This is a genomic window from Micromonospora globbae, from assembly GCF_036184225.1.
Taxonomy (GTDB): Bacteria; Actinomycetota; Actinomycetes; order Mycobacteriales; family Micromonosporaceae; genus Micromonospora; species Micromonospora globbae.
Genome location: NZ_CP108084.1, coordinates 1,183,637 through 1,201,268, shown reverse-complemented (window position 1 = coordinate 1,201,268; position 17,632 = coordinate 1,183,637). Strand labels below are relative to the sequence as shown.

Here is a 17,632-nt window from a genome sequence, read left to right as displayed (position 1 = left end):
CATCCGCTTAACGACGGGATGCTAGGCGTAAAAAGCTGACTTATTCAAGGGGTTGATCCAACTGATATGATCCTTGGCGTGGAAGGGACCTCCTCAGGGGTTGCAGCCGTCGAGACCTCCCCTGTCGAGGGGCTGCACGCGCGCGTCCTCGAACATCTCGGCACCGCCATCTGCGGCGGCGAGCTGGCGCCCGGGTCGGTGCTCAACATCGACGACCTGGTGGAGCGCTACGCGGTGTCGCGCTCGGTCGTCCGTGAGGTGCTGCGCGTGCTGGCCTCGATCGGCTTCATCGAGACCCGCCGACGGGTGGGCGTGCTGATCCGCCCCGCGACCGCGTGGAACGTCTTCGACCCGCAGGTGATCCGCTGGCGTCTCGCCTCCAACGGCCGGATGGCCCAGCTCCGCTCGATCACCGAGCTGCGCACCGCCGTCGAGCCGCACGCCGCCCTGCTGGCCGCCACCCGGGCCACCCACGAGGAGGCGAGCGACCTCGTGGGCCTGGCCGCGAAGATGTGGGCCGCCGGCAAGGCCGGCGACGAGGACCGGTTCCTCCGCCTCGACATCGAGTTCCACCGGCGGGTGCTGCTCGCGTCCGGCAACGAGATGTTCCTGCGGCTCCAGGACCTGGTGGCGGAGGTGCTCACCGGCCGCCACAAGCACCACCTCATGCCGCACCACCCGCACGAGCAGGCCCTGCACCTGCACGCCGAGGTGGCCCAGGCGATCCAGCGACACGACGGCGAGCGCGCCCGGCGCGCCATGGCGCAGCTCCTGGAGCAGGCGTTCGACGAGATGCGGTCGCTGTGGGAGCAGTCCGCCGAGCCGGTCCGCGGCTAGACCACGCAGGCCGCCCCGGCGCGCGGGCCGGGGACCGGCCGGGCGCCCGGGACGGGCCCGCCGCTCAGTGCGGCATGCGCAGGCCGGCCGCCACGGCGCCCCGCAGGTCCACGTGGCCGGCGATCCGGCGGACGACGGCCGCGTACCGCGCACGCTGCCAGGCCGGCGACGTCGGGTTGGCGGCGGCGGCCGTCAGGTCCACGACCCGGGCCAGCGGCCGGTACTCCATCCAGGTCGGTAGGACGGTCACCTCCGTCACCTCCCAGCGGCCCCCGGCCGTACGCGTGAAGGTGAACTCGGGGACGACCGCATCCTGCGTCTCCTCCGGTGAGCCGTCGGCGAACCGGGCGGTCAGGTTGCCCATGCCGTAGGCGACCCACTTGCGGCCGATCTTCTCGAACGGCTGCACCACGTGCACGTGGTGCCCGACGATCAGGTCGATGTCCGGCGACGCCAGCAGTTCGCGGGCGAGGTCCACCTGGTCGGCGTTCGGTTCGTGCTGGTACTCCGTCCCCCAGTGCATCGAGAGGATGACGATCTCCGCGCCGGCCTCCCGGGCCCGCCGGGCCTCCGCCCGGATCGCGTCGGCGTCGATGAGGTTCGCCGCCCACGGTCGCCCGTCGGGCAGCGGGATGTCGTTGAAGCTCAACGTGTACGACAGGTGACCGACCCGCACGCCCTTGACGTCGAGGACGTTGGGGCGCCGGGCCTCCGCCGCGGTCCGGGCCGTGCCCGTGTGCCGCAGGCCCACCCGGTCCAGGTTGTCGAGCGTCCGGGCGATGCCCTCGACCCCGGTGTCCAGGGAGTGGTTGGACGCGGTGGAGCACGTGTCGAAACCCGCCCACGCCGCGGCGTCGGCCAGTTGCGGCGGCACGCTGAAGTTCGGCCAGCCGGTGAACGGCCCGTCCGGCTCGGCCAGCGGCGTCTCCATGTGACAGATGGCCAGGTCGGCGGCGCTCGCCCGGGGACGGACGGCGGCCAGCACCTGGGTGAAGTCGTGCCCGTCCCGGCCCGCGCGGCGGGCGTCGGCGGCTGCCTGCTCGCTCAACGGAGGGTGCACGAGCAGGTCACCGGCCGCCACGACCGTGAGGGTGGCCGGCGGCGCCGGGACGGCGGCGCCCGTGGTCGGGGCAGCCGTCCGGCGGGTGGGCTCGGGCGCGGGCGCCTCGCAGCCCGCCGCCAGCACGGCGGCCAGCAGTACCGCCAGAACGGGCTTTCTTCTCATAACGGAACATGATGCCGCGCCTTCCGCGCGCCACGGGACGAACGGGAAAACTCCCGGCCCGGCCCGCCGACGAGAGCCGGGAGGCCGCGCCGGGCGATGGTCAGCGGCGGTGCCGGCGGGCGGCCGCGGCCCGGCGGGCCGGGCGCCGGACCACGGTGATCCGGTCCCCCGTGGCCCGGACGGTGGTGCGCCCGCCGCGACGGCGGCGGACCGTGAGGTCCACTGTGCGGTCGCCGACCCGCACGCCCGTGAGCACCAGGTCGGGCAGCCACTCGGGCAGGTGCGGATCCACGAAGATCGTGCGCAGCGACGCGGCGGGCCGCAACGCCAGCATCGCCTGCACGAGCGCGATCACCGCGCTCGCCGACCAGGCCTGCGGCGAGCACGAGTTCGGGTACACGCCGGGGTGTGGATGGTCGGCGTCGCGGGGCAGGCCGCCGAGGGCCTCCGGGAGACGGTGGTCGGCGAAGAGCGCCGCCGCCGAGAAGGTGCCCTCGGCCAGCCGGTGCAGATGCTCCCAGCAGCCGTAGCGGGCCAGCCCGAGGCCGATGGTGCCCGCCTCGACCGGCCAGACGCTGCCGCGGTGGTAGCTGAACGGGTTGTACGCCGGGTGCGCGGCGGACAGCGTCCGCACCCCCCAGCCGCTGAACATGTCGGGCGCGAGCAGACGGTCGGCGACCGCCCAGGCGTACCGCGGCGGCACGATCCCGGTGGCGAGCAGGTGCCCGTCGTTGGAGTTGACGGAGCGCACGGGACGCTTGTCGGGGTCGAGGGCCATCGCGTAGCAGCCCTGGTCCGGCAGCCAGTAGGCCCGGTGGAAGCGGCGGCGCAGGGCCGCGGCCCGGGCCACGAGGCGGCCGGCGAGCGCGGCGTGCCCCGTGGCGGTGAAGACCACGGCGGCGTGCCGCAGCGCGGCGTACCAGTACGCCTGCAGTTCGCTGGTGGCGATCGGGTTCGGCACGACCCGCCCGTGCTCGTCCACGACGGCCGTGTCCGAGTCCTTCCACCCCTGGTTCTTCAACCCGGCGCGGGACCGGCGGTGGTACTCCAGGAAGCCGTCGCGGTCCAGGTCGGCGAACCGGTCGAGCCAGCCGAGCACCTGGCGGGCGGTCGGCAGCAGCTCCCGCAGCAGGTCCCGGTCGTCCGTCCAGGCGTAGTACTGGCCGAGGAAGACGAGGAAGTCCGGACCGGTGGACCAGTCGCCGTAGTAGGCGCGGAAGGGGTCGATCCCGAGCTGCGACAGCGGTCCCTGCCGGGCCTCGTGCAGCGGCTTGCCCGGCTCCTCGTCGCGCCAGTCGTCGATCCGGCGGCCGATGTGCCGCGCGGCGAGCCGGAGGCTGTCGGCGAGCATCGTCGGACCGGCGAGCAGCGCCTGCCAGGACGCGGTCATCGTGTCGCGCCCGAAGATCTCCTGGTAGATGGGCAGCCCGGCCATCGGTGCCGTGGGCCCGGCCGGTTCGCCGAGCGGCAGCACGCTGAGGTCGTCCACGGCGCACCGCCAGGCCGCCATGACGTCCCCGTTGCTGGTGGTGAGCCGGGTCAGTTCGCGGGCCAGCCGGGCCCGGGCGGCGGCCGCGCGACCGTCGCCACCGGTGGTGCCCGCGGCCGTGGCGGCGTCGGTGAACGCCGGCGGCGGGGCGGGAAGGCGCTCACCGTCGAAGACGGGCTCCACGAGCAGGTCCACCCGGGCACGCCCGCCGGCCGGGACGTCGAGGTCGCAGCCGAGGACGCCGTCCGCGTACCGGACCGGCGCGTCGCCCTCGGCGCGGACGACCACCGCGCGGTCCAGGTCGTCGCGCAGGTAGGTCAGGCGCAGTTCCTGCGCCGCCGCGTCCCACGCCACGCCGACGTCGCCGTGCTGCCGCCGGTCGCCCGTCTCCGCCTCCGTGGTGTCGGCGAAGTCCGCCGCGAGCGCGACCCGCACGCGCGTCGTGAGCGCCCGGTCGGCGAAGCTGAGCACGGTGAGCCGGGTGCGCAGTCCCGCGCCGACGAAACGCTCCACCACCAGGTACGCCGCCCGCGACGGCAGGCGCTCCCCGTCACCGAGTTCGGCGTACGAGACCTGCGCGTGCCCGCGTACCGTCGCCGTGCTGAACGGGACGGGCTCGCGGTCGTCCACCGTGAGCCGTTCCAGGCTGAGGACCCGGGTGTTGCGGGCGAAGAAGCCCTGGGGATCGCCGCCGGTGATCCGCCCGCGCACGTCGGTGACCAGGGTGCTCCAGCCGCTGGCCAGGTAGAGCAGGTCGGGGCGGACCCGCACGCCCCGCACCGCCGGCGTCACCGGCGCTCCCGGCCGCCGGCCGTACGACCGCGATCACCCCGCGCAGCGACTTCCCACGCCAGCACCATGCCCCCGGCCCCATCTCCACGGCCCGCCTCCCGGCGGCAACCGGCGACGCGGGCACGCCCGACGGCCGCGTCTACCCGCCGCGCCGGCCCGTACACGTGGGCGTTCCCGGGGCGCGTACCGGCCGAAGGGACGAGGGCGGACGCACCGGTCGGCACTTGATCTGGTCGAAGTTTTATGGTATTATGCCCGTTTCACGCTGGTAGCGTGGCGCCGTGACCGACACTCCCACCGCCACCCTCGACGGCCGCGTCCGTGCCTTCCTCGCCACCTTCTCCCGGGCCACCGACCCCGCGGGCGCCGCCGCGCACTTCGCCGACCCGTTCCTGCTGGCCGACGCCACGGGCGCCCGGCCCGTACCGCGCGCCGCGTTCCTCGCCGCCCTGCCGGCGCGGGAGCGCGCGTTCGCCGACGCCGGCCTCGACGCCCCCGTCCTGACCGGCGTCAACTGCCAGCGCCTGGACGACGCGTACGTGCTGGCACGCGGGGACTGGGACGCCTCCCGCACCGCCGGCGGCCCGCCGGTGCGGCTCTCGTCGTCCTTCCTGCTGCACGACGACGGCACCGCCTTCCGGGTCGTCCTCTACCTCAACCACGAGGGGCTGCCGGCCGCCTGAACCGGCCGGACGCAGGGCGCCGGCAGCCGGCCCTGACGGCGGCGGGCGCTCGACGGCCGGCCCGCGCGTCGAGCTGCCCGTGTCCCGGCGGCGCGTTGGCGCTGGGCGCGCCGCCCCGGCGGCGCGGACGTGTTGGCGAGCGCGGTCGACGGGTGGGGCGTCAGCCGGCGGCGGCGTCGAAGGCGGCCGCGAGTTCGTCGTCGAACGTGGCGATCGGGCGGCCGTCCACGTCGTACGCCACGAGACGGCCGTGGGCCATGGTCGCCGACCGGAAGGAGAAGAGTCGGGAGCCGGGATACGCGGCCAGCAGCGGGATGACCCGCGGCGCCCCACCCGGAGCCGAGTAGTACTCGAGGCGCGCCACGCTCGGCGAGACCACCCCGTTCACCCGCACCTTCGTCTTCTCGGTCCGGGTGCCGAAGGTGACCGGGTCTCCGCTGCCGTACGTGGCGCACTCGACCGCCCCACGACAGACGAAGAAGTAACGGGGGTTGGCAACGTCCTCCAGCGCGTACGCCTTGAAGGTCGGATCGGCGCCGGCGGGCAGCGGCTGCACGGCGAAGAACGCGAGGGCGGTCGCGGCGGCGACGCCCGCGCGCAGCGCGGCGCGACGGGTGCCGGAGCGGCGGGTCCGGGCGGCGGCCACCGCGACCCCGCCGAACCCGGTCAGGCAGAGCGCCACGACGCCGAGCGCGCGGGCGTTCTCGAACAGGAACTGCACTCCCGGTCGCATCGACACGGCACCGAGGACGGCTCCCAACGACACCACCATCGTCACCAGCAGCGCGGCGCCGGCCGCCCTGCGAGCCACCCCGGACGTGCCGATCAGCAGCATGGCGGCGAGCACCGGCCACACCTGGTGGTGGGTCCACGAGACCGGCGAGGCGGCCACGGTGGCGCAGCCGACGAGCACGGCGGCGTGCCCCGGACGGGCCTGCGCGGCGAGCCGCCGGGCACGCAGCAGTGCCACCACGCAGATCGCCGCCACCAGCGCGGCCCACAGCACCGGCAGCGACGCCCCGTCGACGCCCAGCCGCAGCAGCATGCCGTGCAGGGACTGGTTGCCGAGCGAGGCGAGGTTGCCGATGCGGCTGGTCTCGGCCACCGTCCCGGCCCAGTAGGTCCAGCTCTCCGCGGGCAGAACGGCCGCGGCGATCCCCGCGCAGGCCACGAACGTCCCGGCCGCCCGCGCCGCGTCGCGGTAGCGACCCACGGCGAGGAAGTAGACGACGAACAGCAGCGGGGTCAGCTTGATCGCCGACGCCACCCCGACCAGCACACCGCGCAGGCGCGGCGGGACGACGCCCATGCCGTCGAGCAACGCCAGCAACACGACGAAGATGCTGACCTGGCCGAAGCGCAGGTTGCTCTGCACCGGCGCGGAGAGCATCAGTGCCAACGCCACGGCCGCCACGACCGTCCGGCGACGCGACGGTCCGGACGCCAGCGCGGCGCCCACCGGCACGGCGACGGCGACCACCGCCGCGCACGTCGCCAGCATCCACAGCACCTGCACGACCGGCTCGGCCACGAGCGTGATCGGCCAGAGCACGAGCGCGGCGAACGGCGGGTAGGTGAAGGGGCCCCCGTTCTCCGCGACGTACCCGTACAGAGGGCGCCCGGCGCGCAGGTCGGACACGGCGCCGTAGTAGATGTGCAGGTCGGAGAGGCGGTCGTCACGCCGGAGGACGAGCGCCGCCGAGGCCAGCGCGACCACTGCGAAGACGGTCCACAACGGCCATACGCGTCGATCACCCATCGGGCCAGGATAGGGCTCCGGCGGACCGGGGCGGGGGCGGCGCGGAGCCGCCCCCGCCCCGGCTCCGCGGTGCCGGTCCTACCAGTCCTGCGGGGCCGGCTGCCGGGTGGTCACGTTGATCCGGTTGAAGAAGTTGGTGGTGGCCACCCAGAGCACGATCGCCGCCAGCTCCTTCTCGTTGAAGTGCCGCGCGGCCTCGGCCCAGATGTCGTCCGGTACGGCGTCGGCCCGGTCGGCGAGGCGGGTCGCGGCCTCCGCGAGCGCCAGCGCGGCCCGCTCCGCGTCGGTGAAGTACGGCGTCTCCCGCCAGGCGGCGACCGCGAACAGCCGCTCGTCGGTCTCCCCGGCCTTGCGCATCCCCCGGGCTCCGGCGTCGACGCAGGGGCCACACCCGTTGATCTGGCTGGCCCGCAGGTGCACCAGCTCGAGGGTGCTGCCCGGCACGCCGGCCGAGTGCGCCGCCTTGTGCAGCAGGTTGATGGCCTTGATCGACTCCGGGAGCAACCCGGCGGGATTCACGATACGGGGCTCGATGGTCATGGTGTCCGTCCTGTCCTCTAGGCTGGCCGGAGTCGTCGTGGTGCCGACGTCCCGGCGGGGTTCACAGGGATGTCGGGTGCCGGGCCGGCGGTGTGACAGATGTGGCCGCGGTCACATCGGCGCCTCCGGACGGCGATCGAGGTGAGGGATCCATGAACGACGACGACCTGCTGGCGCGGCACTTCGAGGAGCAGCGGCCCCGCCTGCGGCGGTGGCCCACCGGATGCTGGGCTCCGCCGCCGAGGCCGAGGACGCGGTCCAGGACACCTGGCTGCGCCTCAGCCGGGCCGGCACCGATGAGATCGACAACCTTCCCGGCTGGCTGACGACCGCGGTGGGCCGGGTGTGCCTGGACCGGTTGCGGGCGCGCGGCGTCCGGCCGGAGCAGCCGTGGGACGACGGCGGGGAGCCGCCGGGCCCGGTCGACGTCGAGCCCGCCGACCCGGAGCGGGAGGCCGTGCTCACCGAGTCGGTCGGCCGGGCCCTCCAGGTCGTCCTGGACACCCTCGCGCCCACCGAGCGGTTCGTGTTCGTGCTGCACGACATGTTCGCGGTCTCCTTCGACGAGATCGCCCCGGTCGTCGACCGCAGCGCCGCCGCCGTACGGCAGATCGCCAGCCGTGCGCGCCGCCGCGTCCAGCTCTCGGGGCACGTCGAGGTCGACCCGGCCCGTCAGCGGCGGGTCGTCGAGGCGTTCCTCGCCGCCTCCCGCGAGGGTCGCTTCGACGACCTGGTCGCCCTGCTGGACCCCCACGTCGTCCTGCGGGCGGACGTGGCGGCCACCCACCAGGCGGCGACCCCGGAGGCCCGCGGCTCGGCCGCCGTGGCGGCCTTCTTCAACGGCCGGGCGCAGGCCGCCGTGCCCGCGTACGTGGACGCCGCCCCGGGCGCCGTCGTGGTCGTCGACGGGCAGATCAGGGTCGCGCTCACCTTCGTCGTCGGCGACCGGATCCTCGCCATCGAGTCGGTGGTCGACCCGGAGCGGGTCGCCGCGCTCGACGTCGTGGTGGGCGAGCCGGCGTCGCGGTGACCGGCCCCCCGGGCTCAGCCCCGCGGGGCGGGCGGTAGGAGGACCACGTGCAGGTTCCGGGGGCCGTGCACGCCCTCCACCCGGTCCAGCTCGATGTCGCTGGTGGCGGACGGCCCGCTGATCCAGGTCAGCGGGCGGCGCGGGTCGAGCCGCGCCACGGCGTCCGGCACGCCGGCCACCACCTGGTCGGTGCGCAGCACGCAGACGTGCACGTCGGGCAGGAGCGTGATGATCCGGCGGCCCTGGTCGGGCGCCCCGTCGAGGACGACCGTGCCGGTCTCGGCGACGGCCACGGCCGCCGCGGTGACCACCCCGTCGACGGCGGCGATCTGCCCGGCGGTCAGGCCGTCGTCGGTCACCGCGTCGACGGTGCCGGGCAGCCAGCCCGCCGGCAGGCCCGGCGGGACCACGACCCGGCGCCCGCCGAGGACGGCGTCGACCACCCGCGCCACGGCGTCCGCCGGCTGGGCGGCCGCGTCCTCGTCGCACCGGTGCACGGTGGCCCGGTAGTCGGTGAGTCGCCGCACCAGCAGGTCGACGTCGGCGGCGGCGCCGGCCGGGCGGTACGCCCGCGGTACCTCGGCGGGCGCGGCCGGCGCGGCCCCGCGGGCGGCCCGCAGCCGGGCGAGGACCTCGTCCCGCCCGTTCACCGGCGTGCCCACCATTCCCGGAAGGTCCGCGGCGGCGGCTGCGGCAGGTCACGGCCGATGGTCCAGCCGGACAGCGGCGGGGGCAGGCCCCGGCCGCGGCGGCCCGCGAGGCGGCTGAGCCGCGCGCCGCGCTGCGCGGCCGCGTACAGCGCCGGCCGGTCCATGACGTACGCGGCCGCGGCCATCGCCGCCGCCTCGGCCCTCGGGTGGGGCGCCCGGTCGCGCAGGTGCACCAGCAGCTCCGGAATGTTGATCTTCACGGGGCAGGCGTCGTAGCAGGCGCCGCAGAGCGTCGAGGCGTACGGCAGCGAGGCGTTGTCCGCCACGCCGGTGAGCTGCGGCGACAGCACGGCGCCGATGGGCCCGGGATACACCGAGCCGTAGGCGTGCCCGCCGGCCCGTTCGTAGACGGGGCAGACGTTGAGGCAGGCCGAGCAGCGGATGCAGTGCAGCGCCTGCCGACCCACCTCGTCGGCGAGGACGGCGCTGCGGCCGTTGTCGAGCAGCACGAGGTGGAACGCCTGCGGGCCGTCGCCGGGGGTGACGCCCGTCCACATCGACGTGTAGGGGTTCATCCGCTCCCCCGTGGACGCGCGGGGCAGCAGTTGCAGGAACACCTCCAGGTCGCGCCACGTCGGCACCACCTTCTCGACGCCCATCACGGTGATCAGCGTCTCGGGCAGCGTGACGCACATCCGCCCGTTGCCCTCGGACTCCACGACGGCGAGGGTGCCGGTCTCGGCGACGGCGAAGTTGGCGCCGGACACGGCCACCGGCGTGGTGAGGAACGTCTGGCGCAGGTACCGGCGGGCGGCGGCCGCCAGCGCGGCGGGGTCGTCGGTGAGGCCCGGGTCGACGCCGGGCATGGCGCGCAGGAAGATCTCGCGGATCTCGGCGCGGTTGCGGTGGATGGCCGGCACCAGGATGTGGCTGGGGCGGTCCTCGCCGAGCTGCACGATCAGCTCGGCCAGGTCCGTCTCCACGGCCGTGATGCCGGCGGCCTCCAGCGCCTCGTTGAGCCCGATCTCCTGGGTCGCCATCGACTTGACCTTGATGACGCGGTCGCTGCCGGTGGCGGCGACCAGGTCCGTGACGATCCGGTTGGCGGCCACCGCGTCGGCCGCCCAGTGCACCGTGCCGCCGGCGGCGGTGACCGCCGCCTCCAGCTGTTCGAGCAGTTCCGGCAGCCGGGCCAGGACGTCGGCCTTGATGGCGGAGCCGGCGGCGCGCAGCTGCTCCCAGTCGGGCAGCTCGCGGATGACCGCGCCGGACTTCGCGCGGATCGTGGTGGTGGCGTGCCCGAGGTTGCGCCGCAGCTGCGGGTCGGCGAGGCCGCGCCGGGCGGCGGCGGGGAACGGCTCGTCGCCGCGCAGGTGGCCGACACCGCGCGGCGCGGTGGCCGGCATGCCGAGGAAGGTCCGGCTCATGCGGTCACCGCCGTCCGCTCCGCCGGCCCGGCCGGGCCGCTCGACTCCGTGGAGGCGAGGATCTCCGCGAGGTGCACGGTGCGGACGCCGGTGCGCAGCCGGGACAGCCCGCCGCCGATGTGCATGAGGCAGGAGGCGTCCCCCGCCGTGCAGACGTCCGCGCCGGTGGACAGGACGTGGCGCAGCTTGTCGGCGAGCATCGCCGTGGAGGTGTCGGCGTTCTTCACGGCGAACGTGCCGCCGAAGCCGCAGCACTGCTCGCCCTGCGGCAGCTCCACGAGGTCGAGCCCCCGGACCTGCCGCAGCAGCCGCAGCGGCCGGTCACCCACCCGCAGCATGCGCAGCGAGTGGCACGTCGGGTGGTACGTGACGCGGTGCGGGTAGTAGGCGCCCACGTCGGTCACGCCGAGCACGTCCACGAGGAACTCCGACAGCTCGTACGTGCGGCGGCCCACCGCCTCCGCGCGGCCGGCCAGCCGCTCGTCGCCGGCGCCGCGCGCCACCATGGCGTGCTGGTGCCGCACCGACCCCACGCACGAGCCGGACGGGGCGACCACCACGTCGTACGGCTCGAAGGTGCGCACGTGGCGGCGCACCAGCGGCAGGGCCTCGGCCTGGTAGCCGGTGTTCACGTGCATCTGCCCGCAGCAGGTCTGCCCCTCCGGGAAGACCACCTCGTGGCCGAGCCGTTCGAGCAGCCGTACGGTCGCCACGGCCGCCTGCGGGAAGAGCGTGTCGGCCAGGCACGTCACGAAGAGCGCGATCCGCATGCTCACCCGCCCATCCGGTCCTGCGCGGCGGCCCACGCCGCCTCGTCGCCGCGCGGCTCGTACCGCACGATCCGCTGGGTCTCGCGCAGCAGGGCCCGCAGCGCCGCCAGGTCGCCGTCGACGACGCCGGCGGCCCTCGCCTGCACCAGCACGTTACCCAACGCGGTGGCCTCGACGGGACCGGCGAGCACCGGCAGCCCGCAGGCGTCCGCCGTGAGCTGGCAGAGCAGCGCGTTGCGGGCGCCGCCGCCGACGACGTGCACGGCGTCGACGTGCCGGCCGGAGAGTTCCTGCGCCTGGCGCACGGCGCGGCGGTGCGCGAGCGCGAGGCTGTCGAGGATGCACCGGACGGTGGCGGCCGGCGTGGCCGGCACGGGTTCCCCGGCGCGCCGGCACGCGTCGGCGATCCGGGCCGGCATGTCCCCCGGCGGCAGGAACACCGGGTCGTCGGGGTCCACGACGGACCGGAACGCGGGCTCCCGGGCCGCGCGTCGCAGCAGGTCGGGCAGGTCGCTCCCGCCCCAGACCCGCACCGACTCCTGGAGCAGCCACAGCCCCATCACGTTGCGCAGGTAGCGGATCGTGCCGTCGACGCCCGTCTCGTTGGTGAAGTTCGCGCGCCGGCTCTCCTCGGTGAGCACCGGGGTGTCGAGCTCGACGCCGACGAGCGACCAGGTGCCGCAGGAGACGTACGCGAAGTTCGCGCCGGAGGCCGGGACGCCGACCACCGCCGACGCGGTGTCGTGCGAGCCGACGGCCACCACGTCGGGCTCGCCGGGCAGCCCCAGCTCGGGCAGCACCGGCCCGATGCGGGTGCCGGGTTCGCGCAGCGGCGGGAACAGCTCCGGCCGGATGCCCGCGTCCACCATGAGGTCGGTGGCCCACGCCCGGCGGCGCAGGTCGTACAGCTGGGTGGTGGAGGCGTTGGTGATCTCGGCGCCGACCTCTCCGGTGAGCCAGTACCCGATGAGGTCCGGGATGAGCAGCAGCCGGCGGGCGGCCTGCAGCTGCGGCGTGCCGGCCGCGGCGGCGAGCTGGTAGAGGGTGTTGAACGGCAGGTGCTGCAACCCGGTCGTGGCGTAGAGGCGCCCCTCCCCCAGGTGCTTGGCCGTCCGCTCGGCCACCCCGTCGGTGCGCGTGTCGCGGTAGTGCACGGGGTTGCCGAGCAGCGCGCCGGACGCGTCGAGCAGCCCGTAGTCGACCGCCCACGAGTCGATGCCGACGCTGGTCACCGGGCCGGCGGCGCGCAGCCCGTCGAGGACGCCCCGGTGCAGGGCGAGGATGTCCCAGTGCAGCGTCCCGGCGACCCGCACCGGCTCGTTGGCGAACCGGTGCACCTCGGTGAGGTCGAGCGTGCCGGGGCCGACACGCCCGACCATGACCCGGCCGCTGCCGGCGCCGAGGTCCACGGCGGCGAGGCGGACGCCGCTCACAGCAGCCCCCGCCGCGCCGCCCACACCACCGCCTGGATGGGCGCCGTCACGCCGAGGCGGTCGCAGACCGCCCGCACCCGCCGGCGGACGGTGCGCTCGGAGAGCCCCAACCGCCGGGCCACCGTCTCCACCGGCAGGCCGGCCGCCAGCAGGCGCAGCAGCCGCAGATCCTCCTCGTCGAGCACCGGACGTCCCACCCGCGTCGTCGTCATCGGCCACCCACCGGCTCAGCGGAGGAAGGCCGCGGCGACGCCGGCGTCGACGGGCACGTGCAGCCCCGTCGTGTGCGACAGCTCGCCGCTGGTGAGCACGAAGACGGCGTTGGCCACATGGTCGGGCAGCACCTCCCGCTTGAGCAGGGTGCGCTGGGCGTAGAACTCGCCCAGCTTCTCCTCCGGCACCCCGTACACGGCGGCGCGCTGGGCGCCCCAGCCGCCGGCGAAGATGCCCGAGCCGCGGACCACGCCGTCGGGGTTGACGCCGTTGACCCGGATGCCGTGGCCGCCGAGTTCGGCCGCGAGCAGGCGCACCTGGTGCGCCTGGTCGGCCTTGGCCGCGCCGTAGGCGACGTTGTTCGGGCCGGCGAACAGCGAGTTCTTGCTGGAGATGTAGACGATGTCGCCGCCCATGCCCTGGTCGACGAGGATCCGCGCGGCCTCCCGGGAGACCAGGAAGGACCCCTTGGCCATCACGTCGTGCTGCACGTCCCAGTCCGCCTCGGTCGTCTCCAGCAGCGGCTTGGAGATGGACAGCCCGGCGTTGTTGACGACCAGGTCCACCCCGCCGAACGCGAGCACGGCCTCGCGCAGGGCACGGGCCACGGCCGTGCCGTCGCTGACGTCGGCGGTGACGGCGACCGCCGCGTCGGCGTTCCCGATCTCGGCGGCCACGGTGGCGGCCGCGTCGGCGTCGCGGTCGGCGACGACGACGCAGGCGCCCTCGGCCGCGAGCCGGTGGGCGATGGCCCGGCCGATGCCGGAGCCGCCGCCGGTGACGAACGCGATCCGCGTGGCGAGGGGCTTCGGCTTCGGCATCCGCTTCAGCTTCGCCTCCTCCAGCGCCCAGTACTCGATGCGGAACTTCTCGGCCTCGTCGATGGGCGCGTACCGGGACACCGACTCGGCGCCGCGCATGACGTTGATGGCGTTGACGTAGAACTCGCCGGCCACCCGCGCGGTCTGCTTGTTGGCGCCGAAGCTGAACATGCCGACGCCCGGCACGAGCACGATGGCCGGGTCGGCGCCGCGCATCGGCGGGCTGTCCGCGCTCGCGTGCCGCTCGTAGTAGGCGCGGTAGTCCTCGCGGTACGCGGCGTGCAGCTCCCGCAGCCGCGCGATCGTCTCGTCGAGCGGCGCGGTGGGCGGCAGGTCGAGCACCATGGGCCGCACCTTGGTGCGCAGGAAGTGGTCCGGGCAGGACGTGCCGAGCGCCGCCAGCTCGGGGTGCCGGGCGCGGGCGACGAAGTCGAGCACGACGTCGCTGTCGGTGAAGTGGCCGACCTGCGGCCGGTCGGTCGAGGCGAGGCCGCGGACGACCGGCGCCAGGGCGGCGGCCCGCGCACGCCGCTCGTCGACCGGCAGCGGCTCGTAGCCCTCGACCACCGGGCCGAACGGCTCCGGCCGGCCGCGCTCGTCGAGGAACGCCTGCGCCGTCCGGATGATCTCCAGCGAGCGCTGCTCGCACTCCTCGCTCGTCGCACCCCAGGCGGTGATCCCGTGCCCGCCCAGGATGACGCCGATCGCCTGCGGGTTGGCCCGCGCCACGGCCGCGATGTCCAGGCCGAGCTGGAAGCCCGGCCGCCGCCACGGCACCCACACCACCCGGTCGCCGAAGATCTCCTTGGTCAGCTCGGGACCGTCGGCGGCCGTGGCGATGGCGATGCCGGCGTCGGGGTGCAGGTGGTCGACGTGCGCGGCGTCGACCAGGCCGTGCATCGCCGTGTCGATGGACGGCGCCGCCCCGCCCCGCCCGTGCAGGCAGTAGTCGAAGGCCGTCACCATCTCGTCCTCCCGGTCGACCCCGGGGTAGACGTCCACGAGGGCGCGCAGCCGGTCCAGCCGGAGCACGGCGAGACCGGCCTCGGTGAGCGTCCCGAGGTCACCGCCGGACCCCTTGACCCACAGCAGGTCCACGGGCCCGCCGGTGACCGGGTCGGTGTCGCGGCCCTTCGCCGAGGTGTTGCCGCCGGCGTAGTTCGTCGTGGTCGGGTCGGCGCCGAGCCGGTTGCTCCGCGCGATCAGCGCCTGAACCTCGGAATGCATCGTCCTCACGTCCCTGTGTCGCGTGTCGTCGGTGGTGGTCAGGCGCCCCAGCCGGCCTGCTGCCCGCCGGCGCGCTCGGCGCGGATGCGCGCGAAGTAGCCGGAGCGGGCGTACGCGGCGATGGGGTCGGGGTCCAGCCCCATGTCGGCCCGCAGCTCGGCGAGCATCGGGCGGACGTCGGTGTGGTACGCGTCCATGAGCACCGCGTTGGCGGTCAGCACGTCACCGGCGCGCTGCGCGGCGGCCAGCGCGTCCGCGTCGACGAGCAGCGCCTTCGCGGTGGCCTCCTGCACGTTCATCACCGACCGGATGATCGCCGGGATCTTCGGCTCGATGTTGTGGCACTGGTCGAGCATGAACGCGATCCCGGCCTCCGGCCGCAGCGCGTCGCCGCGGACGATCTCGTGCATGATCCGGAACAGCTGGAACGGGTCCGCGGCGCCGACCATGAGGTCGTCGTCGGCGTAGAAGCGGGAGTTGAAGTCGAAGCCGCCGAGCTTCCCGGCGCGCAGCAGGAACGCCACGATGAACTCGATGTTGGTGCCCGGGGCGTGGTGGCCGGTGTCGATGACGACCTGCGCCTTCGGGCCGAGTTCCAGGCAGTGCGCGTACGCGGTGCCCCAGTCGGGGACGTCGGTGGTGTAGAAGGCCGGCTCGAACAGCTTGTACTCCAGCAGCAGCCGCTGGTCGTCGCCGAGCCGGTCGTACGCCTCGCGCAGCGCGGCGGCCAGCCGGTCCTGGCGCGCCCGGATGTCGTCCTGACCGGGGTAGTTGGTGCCGTCGGAAAACCACAGCTTCAGGTCCCGCGACCCGGTGCGGTCCATGATGTCCACGCACTCGAGCAGGTGGTCGATCGCCTTGCGCCGGACACCCGGGTCCGGGTTGGTGACGCTGCCCAGCTTGTAGTCGTTGTCCTGGAACACGTTGGCGTTGATGGCGCCGAGCGTGACGCCCTGGTCGGTCGCGTACCGGGCCAGGTCCGCGTAGTCGTCGACGCGGTCCCACGGGATGTGCAGCGCCACGGTCGGGGCCACCCCGGTGAGCCGGTGCACCATGGCCGCGTCGGCGATCTTCTCGTACGGGTCACGCGGCACACCCTCCTGCGGGAACACCTTGAAGCGTGTGCCGGAGTTGGCGTACGCCCAGGAAGGGGTCTCGATGCGCTGGTTGCGCAGGGCCTGCGTGACCCGCTGCCGGGTCGGCGCGTCGGGGTGGGTCATGGAGTTTCTCCCGTCTGCGCGGCGAGCTGAGCCGCAAGGTTGAAGACCTCGTCCAGCGGCCGCATGGCGCGGTCGGGCGTGTCCTGGTCGAGGTCGAGGAAGAACGACGCCATCTCCGCCTGCCAGCGGGCGTTGACGTCGCGGGCCTGCATGGCGGCCTGGGCCGCCGCGAAGTCGTCGGTCACCAGGAACCCCACGAGCAGGCCGTCCTCCCGGAGGAAGAGCGAGTAGTCGTGCCAACCGCACTCCGCCAGCGCGGTCAGCATCTCCGGCCAGACCCGCTCGTGCCGGGCGCGGTACTCGTCCAGCCGGGCGGGATCGACCTGGAGGGTGAAGCAGACGCGGGGCATGGTTCTCCCGTCGGTGCCTCCGTCGGTGGTGCCGGCGCCGGCGCGCCGGCACCACCGGCGGCGGTCAGAAGTCGAACTGGTCGATGTTGTTCTTGTCGAAGACGGTGGGCGGCCCGAGGACGACCACGCCGTCCTTGCCGACGGTGTACTCACCGAGCTTGCCGGCCGTGAACTTCTCGCCCTCGGCGCCGGTGATCTGGCCGGAGGCCAGCGCGGCGCCCGCGTACGCGGCGAGGTAGCCGAGGTCCGCCGGGTTCCACAGGGCGAACGCGTCGACCGTGCCGTCCTTCACGTACTCGCGCATCTGGTTCGGGGTGCCCAGGCCGGTGAGCTTGACCCTGCCCTTGTACTGCGACCCGCTGAGGTAGCGGGCGGCGGCGGCCACGCCGACGGTGGTCGGCGAGATGATGCCCTTCAGGTTCGGGTACGACTGGAGCAGGCCCTGGGTCTCCTGGAACGACTTCTGGTCCTCGTCGTTGCCGTACGCGACGGTGACCAGCTTGATCTTGCTGTACTCGGGCTTCTTCAACTCCTCCTTCATCAGCTCGATCCAGGCGTTCTGGTTGGTGGCGTTGGCGGTCGCGGAGAGGATGGCGATCTCGCCCTCGCCGCCGATCTGCTCGGAGATGAGCTTGACCTGGTTCTCGGCGATGCCCTCGGCCGTCACCTGGTTGACGAAGATCTGCCGGCACTCCGGCTTGGTGTCGGAGTCGAACGTCACGATCTTGGCGCCGGCCGCCTTGGCCTGGTTGAGCGCGCCGCAGATCGCGTTCGGGTCGTTCGCCGAGGTGACGATCACGTCCATGCCCTGCTGGGACAGGGTGTTGATGTAGCTGACCTGCGACGAGGCGCTGGCCTCGGACGGGCCGACCTCCTTGAACTCGCCCTTGATCTCGGTGACCGCCGTCTTGCCGCCGTTGTCCGAGACCGTGAAGTAGGGGTTGTTCACCTGCTTCGGCAGGAAGGCGATCTTGAGGCCCTCCTTGATCGGCGCGTCCGGGTTGGCGGCGCCGCTGGCCTGGCTGCCGCCGCCGGATTCGTTGCCGGAGTTCTCCCGGGTGGTGCCGCCGCAGGCGGTGGCGGTGAGCAGCAGTGCGGCGACGGTGAGGCCGGTGGCCCCGACACGGAGTCTTCTGCGGTACGCGGACATCGCTATCCTTCCGGGG

Annotated in this window: 16 protein-coding genes; 3 read left to right on the top strand and 13 right to left on the bottom strand. The window is 74.3% G+C overall.

Features of this window, described 5'->3' with window-relative positions; translation table 11 throughout:
• Nucleotides 1-78 precede the first annotated feature (78 nt).
• Nucleotides 79-837 (top strand): FadR/GntR family transcriptional regulator, encoded by a 759-nt coding sequence (locus tag OG994_RS05310; RefSeq protein WP_240032731.1) that lies wholly within the window; start codon nucleotides 79-81, stop codon nucleotides 835-837.
• 64 nt (nucleotides 838-901) lie between these two features.
• Here the strand turns inward: OG994_RS05310 and OG994_RS05305 are convergent, their stop codons facing one another.
• Nucleotides 902-2,062, bottom strand: coding sequence for a CapA family protein (locus tag OG994_RS05305; protein WP_120326399.1), 1,161 nt, complete (start codon nucleotides 2,060-2,062; stop codon nucleotides 902-904).
• A gap of 100 nt (nucleotides 2,063-2,162) precedes the next feature.
• Complete coding sequence (locus OG994_RS05300) at nucleotides 2,163-4,343, bottom strand: amylo-alpha-1,6-glucosidase (protein WP_328852390.1); 2,181 nt, start codon at nucleotides 4,341-4,343, stop codon at nucleotides 2,163-2,165.
• A 281-nt stretch (nucleotides 4,344-4,624) separates the two neighbouring features.
• Here OG994_RS05300 and OG994_RS05295 point away from each other — a divergent pair, with 281 nt between their 5' ends.
• On the top strand, nucleotides 4,625-5,026 hold the full coding sequence (locus tag OG994_RS05295; protein ID WP_120326401.1) for a hypothetical protein: 402 nt from the start codon (nucleotides 4,625-4,627) through the stop codon (nucleotides 5,024-5,026).
• Between the two features lie 160 nt (nucleotides 5,027-5,186).
• Here the strand turns inward: OG994_RS05295 and OG994_RS05290 are convergent, their stop codons facing one another.
• Nucleotides 5,187-6,785: a glycosyltransferase 87 family protein gene (locus OG994_RS05290; RefSeq protein ID WP_328852389.1), complete on the bottom strand. Its 1,599-nt coding sequence runs from the start codon at nucleotides 6,783-6,785 to the stop codon at nucleotides 5,187-5,189.
• Nucleotides 6,786-6,863: 78 nt separating this feature from the next.
• Complete coding sequence (locus tag OG994_RS05285) at nucleotides 6,864-7,325, bottom strand: carboxymuconolactone decarboxylase family protein (RefSeq protein WP_204985114.1); 462 nt, start codon at nucleotides 7,323-7,325, stop codon at nucleotides 6,864-6,866.
• 223 nt (nucleotides 7,326-7,548) lie between these two features.
• Here OG994_RS05285 and OG994_RS05280 point away from each other — a divergent pair, with 223 nt between their 5' ends.
• Complete coding sequence (locus OG994_RS05280) at nucleotides 7,549-8,355, top strand: sigma-70 family RNA polymerase sigma factor (RefSeq protein ID WP_328852388.1); 807 nt, start codon at nucleotides 7,549-7,551, stop codon at nucleotides 8,353-8,355.
• A gap of 14 nt (nucleotides 8,356-8,369) precedes the next feature.
• On the opposite strand, the gene OG994_RS05275 is transcribed toward OG994_RS05280, so the two are convergent.
• The 9 genes from OG994_RS05275 to rhaS all read right to left on the bottom strand — a co-directional run bounded on the left by OG994_RS05275 (nucleotide 8,370) and on the right by rhaS (nucleotide 17,616).
• Nucleotides 8,370-9,020, bottom strand: coding sequence for a LutC/YkgG family protein (locus OG994_RS05275; RefSeq protein WP_328852387.1), 651 nt, complete (start codon nucleotides 9,018-9,020; stop codon nucleotides 8,370-8,372).
• Nucleotides 9,002-10,432, bottom strand: coding sequence for a lactate utilization protein B (locus OG994_RS05270; protein WP_120326405.1), 1,431 nt, complete (start codon nucleotides 10,430-10,432; stop codon nucleotides 9,002-9,004). Before OG994_RS05270 ends, OG994_RS05275 begins: the two co-directional genes overlap by 19 nt.
• Nucleotides 10,429-11,202 carry a (Fe-S)-binding protein gene (locus tag OG994_RS05265; protein ID WP_328853666.1) on the bottom strand — a complete coding sequence of 258 codons (774 nt, stop codon included), beginning with the start codon at nucleotides 11,200-11,202 and terminating at the stop codon, nucleotides 10,429-10,431. The genes OG994_RS05270 and OG994_RS05265 overlap by 4 nt, the downstream gene beginning before the upstream one ends.
• Nucleotides 11,203-11,204: 2 nt before the next feature.
• Nucleotides 11,205-12,635 (bottom strand): rhamnulokinase, encoded by a 1,431-nt coding sequence (locus OG994_RS05260; protein ID WP_328852386.1) that lies wholly within the window; start codon nucleotides 12,633-12,635, stop codon nucleotides 11,205-11,207.
• Entirely contained in the window at nucleotides 12,632-12,847 is a 216-nt protein-coding gene (locus OG994_RS05255) for a helix-turn-helix domain-containing protein (protein WP_120326407.1), read from the bottom strand. The genes OG994_RS05260 and OG994_RS05255 overlap by 4 nt, the downstream gene beginning before the upstream one ends.
• Nucleotides 12,848-12,862: 15 nt before the next feature.
• Nucleotides 12,863-14,896: a bifunctional aldolase/short-chain dehydrogenase gene (locus OG994_RS05250; protein ID WP_328852385.1), complete on the bottom strand. Its 2,034-nt coding sequence runs from the start codon at nucleotides 14,894-14,896 to the stop codon at nucleotides 12,863-12,865.
• Nucleotides 14,897-14,934: 38 nt separating this feature from the next.
• Entirely contained in the window at nucleotides 14,935-16,116 is a 1,182-nt protein-coding gene (gene rhaI, locus OG994_RS05245) for an L-rhamnose isomerase (protein ID WP_328852384.1), read from the bottom strand.
• The gene (locus tag OG994_RS05240; RefSeq protein WP_120326410.1) at nucleotides 16,113-16,466 is read right to left on the bottom strand and encodes an L-rhamnose mutarotase; all 354 of its coding nucleotides are present in this window, start codon (nucleotides 16,464-16,466) and stop codon (nucleotides 16,113-16,115) included. Before OG994_RS05240 ends, rhaI begins: the two co-directional genes overlap by 4 nt.
• A gap of 64 nt (nucleotides 16,467-16,530) precedes the next feature.
• A complete protein-coding gene (rhaS, locus tag OG994_RS05235; protein WP_328852383.1) occupies nucleotides 16,531-17,616 on the bottom strand; it encodes a rhamnose ABC transporter substrate-binding protein in 1,086 nt (361 codons plus the stop codon).
• Nucleotides 17,617-17,632: the final 16 nt, after the last annotated feature.